Below are 2,826 nucleotides of genomic sequence, written 5' to 3'. Positions count from 1 at the left end.
GTTCCTGCGCTCGGTCAGCCGGCTCGGCAGCCCGGTGCATTTCATCTTCCTCGGCCTTGTCGTACTCAACCTCGTCGGCGGCTTCCAGGCGCTCGGCACGCTTCTATCGGTTGGGCTGATGATGCTGCCGGCCGCGGCCGCCCGCTTCTGGACGGTTCGCGTCGAGCCGATGTGCGTGCTGGCCGTACTGATCGGCTTCGCATCCTGCGTCGCCGGGCTGCTTTTGTCCTATCACGCCTCGCTGCCATCCGGCCCGGCCATCATCCTGTCGGCCGGCGTCGTCTATTTCGCCTCGATCCTGTTTGGCACGCGCGGCATCCTGCGCGCGCGCATCATCCATCACCGTCACAGAACGGCCTGATCCCCGCCCCTAGAAGGAGACCCCTCTATGCTGAAATCCATCCATGCCGCCCTGGCGATGAGCGTTATAACATTAACCGCCTTTGGCGCATCGTCGGCCTTCGCGGCCCCGCTGAAAGTGGTCGCCAGCTTCACCGTCATTGCCGATTTCGCCAAAAATGTCGGCGGCGACCGCATCGATGTCACCACCATCGTCGGGCCGGATGGCGATGCCCATGTCTACGAGCCGAGCCCGGCCGATGCGGTGGCCATGGCCAAGGCCGACATCGTGCTGGTCAACGGCCTGCATTTCGAAGGTTTTCTGCAGCGGCTGGTCGATGCCAGTGCCACCAAGGCCTCGATCATCACCTTGACCAAGGGCGTGACGCCGATCGATTTCAAGCCTGAATTCGCCGATGCCGACGCGGCCGAAGGTGCCGGCACCGGCGGCGGCAAGACGGTCACCGATCCCCACGCATTCCAGTCGATTGCCAACGCCAGGATCTATGTGAAGAACATCGCCGAGGCTTTCTGCGCGGCCGATTCGGAAGGCTGCGTCAGCTATCAGACCAATGCCGCCGCCTACACCAAGAAGCTTGATGCGGTCGAAGGTGAAGTGAAAGCGGCAATTGCCTCGATCCCAGAGAGCAAGCGCGTCGTCATCACCTCGCACGACGCCTTCGGCTATTTCGAACATGCATACGGCCTGACCTTCCTCGCCCCGCAAGGGGTCTCGACCGACTCCGAACCATCCGCCGCAGACGTTGCCAAGCTGGTCAATCAGGTGAAGCAGGACAAGGCGGCTGCGATCTTCGTCGAGAACATCACCAACCCGCGCCTGATCGAGCAAATCGCCAGCGAAACCGGCATCAAAGTCGGCGGCACGCTCTATTCGGACGCGCTGTCGCAGCCCGACGGCCCGGCCGCGACCTATATCGACATGATGCACAACAACATCCGTCAGATCAAAGGCGCTATTCTCGGCAGCTGAGTTTGAAGGATTGTCCAGCCGGGCCGCATCGGCCCGGTTGGATTTTCTGGCACGCAATGGCTATTTGGCAGAGAAATCCTTCGGCACGGATTGCCGCCCATGTCGGGGAGTGGCAAGACTGCCACCTGACCAGTTTGCGAGGATGCTGCCATGGAATACCGCGAAATCAGCGAGGACTATTCGGTCTCGGGCCAGATCCAGCCCGAAGACGTCGCCGCCATCAGGGAAGCTGGCTTCAAGAGTGTGATCTGCAACCGGCCCGATGACGAACAGCCGGGCCAGCCTTCTGCCGACACCGTCGGGGCAGCGGTCGAAGCCGCAGGCCTCGCCTTCCGCTACATTCCGGTGATCAGCGGCCAGATCACGGCCGAGAATGTCGAGGATCAGGCCGAAGCGCTCGAGGAACTCGACGGCCCGGTCTTCGCCTATTGCCGTTCCGGCGCCCGCTGCACCAATCTCTATGGACTGATCCAGCAGTCGAAGGGTTGAACGGCCCTTCCGTCATTAGGCTGGCGATCCTTCACACCCCCTCTGGCCTGCCGACGTATCAATGATATCCGCTCAGATTAAATCGGCAGCGCGCCGGTTTCCTTCAGCGTCTCCAGCACGATCGCCGTTTTCACATGCTGCACGGATTCGTGCGGCAGTAGCACGCCGTTGACGAATTCCGACAATGATTTGAGATCCGGCGTCACCACTTTCAGGATGTAGTCCATCTCGCCGGTCAGCGCGTGCGCTTCCTGCACTTCGGGCAGCCGCGCCACCAGTTCGCCGAAGCGCCTTGCATTGTCGCGATTGTGGGTGGCGAGCGTGACCGAAATGACGTTGACCAGGGAAAAACCGAGCTTGTCGCGGTCGAGAACGGCGCGATAGCCCCTGATGAAGCCGTCCTCCTCCAGCCGCTGACGGCGGCGCGAGCATTGCGACGCCGACAGGTTCACCCGCTCCGAAAGATCGTTGTTGGTCAGCCGCGCATCACCCTGCAACAGTGCCATTATCTTGCGGTCGAACTGGTCAATGCGCGCCTCATCCATGGCTTTCCCTTACATCATGCACGCTTCACGCATGACATCATCATTTCAAGCGTTTGAATGCAAGCACCGTGCGCCTCCTCCGCGTTATCATCGTGTCAAATCGCCTTTTCAGGCCAGGCCAGCTTTCGGAGGAATATTATGGGTCCCTTCCCGCACGACGCCCCGCCCGCCAGGATCAGCAAGGACAACCCGGCCGGCACCGATGGGTTCGAGTTCGTCGAATTCGCGCATCCGGAGCCGCAAAAGCTGGCTGAGCTGTTCACCCGCATGGGCTATATCGCGGTGGCCAAGCACCGCACGAAAGACCTCACCATCTGGCGGCAGGGCGACATCAACTATGTCGTCAACGCCGAGCCCGGCTCGCATGCGATGAAATTCGTCGACAGGCACGGCCCCTGCGCGGCTTCGATGGCATGGCGGGTGGTCGATGCCAAACACGCCTTCCACCATGCGGTCGCCAAG

At 61.5% G+C, this 2,826-nt stretch carries 4 protein-coding genes and 1 pseudogene; 4 read left to right on the top strand and 1 reads right to left on the bottom strand.

Features of this window, described 5'->3' with window-relative positions:
* The 3 genes from EOA22_RS29715 to EOA22_RS29705 all read left to right on the top strand — a co-directional run.
* On the top strand, window positions 1–361 hold a 361-nt coding region (locus EOA22_RS29715), incomplete at its 5' end, for a metal ABC transporter permease (protein ID WP_164755992.1).
* 27 nt (window positions 362–388) lie between these two features.
* On the top strand, window positions 389–1,330 hold the full coding sequence (gene aztC, locus EOA22_RS29710; protein ID WP_013532309.1) for a zinc ABC transporter substrate-binding protein AztC: 942 nt from the start codon (window positions 389–391) through the stop codon (window positions 1,328–1,330).
* 150 nt (window positions 1,331–1,480) lie between these two features.
* A complete protein-coding gene (locus tag EOA22_RS29705; RefSeq protein WP_063167740.1) occupies window positions 1,481–1,819 on the top strand; it encodes a TIGR01244 family sulfur transferase in 339 nt (112 codons plus the stop codon).
* A 77-nt stretch (window positions 1,820–1,896) separates the two neighbouring features.
* On the opposite strand, the gene EOA22_RS29700 is transcribed toward EOA22_RS29705, so the two are convergent.
* The gene (locus EOA22_RS29700; protein ID WP_013532311.1) at window positions 1,897–2,364 is read right to left on the bottom strand and encodes an Lrp/AsnC family transcriptional regulator; all 468 of its coding nucleotides are present in this window, start codon (window positions 2,362–2,364) and stop codon (window positions 1,897–1,899) included.
* Between the two features lie 138 nt (window positions 2,365–2,502).
* On the opposite strand from EOA22_RS29700, the pseudogene EOA22_RS29695 reads away from it, so the two are divergent.
* Window positions 2,503–2,826, top strand: a pseudogene (locus EOA22_RS29695) (4-hydroxyphenylpyruvate dioxygenase); the annotation flags it as partial.

Origin of the sequence: Mesorhizobium sp. M7A.F.Ca.US.014.04.1.1 (genome assembly GCF_003998745.1) — a bacterium.
Taxonomy (GTDB): domain Bacteria; phylum Pseudomonadota; class Alphaproteobacteria; order Rhizobiales; family Rhizobiaceae; genus Mesorhizobium; species Mesorhizobium ciceri.
The sequence above is the reverse complement of the archived record's forward strand: the minus strand, read 5'-3'. Positions and strand labels throughout refer to the sequence as shown.

Coding starts and splice junctions, on each gene's coding strand:
- aztC (WP_013532309.1), top strand. CDS start 389: ATGCTGAAATCCATCCATGCCGCCCTGGCGATGAGCGTTATAACATTA.
- EOA22_RS29705 (WP_063167740.1), top strand. CDS start 1,481: ATGGAATACCGCGAAATCAGCGAGGACTATTCGGTCTCGGGCCAGATC.
- EOA22_RS29700 (WP_013532311.1), bottom strand. CDS start 2,364: ATGGATGAGGCGCGCATTGACCAGTTCGACCGCAAGATAATGGCACTG.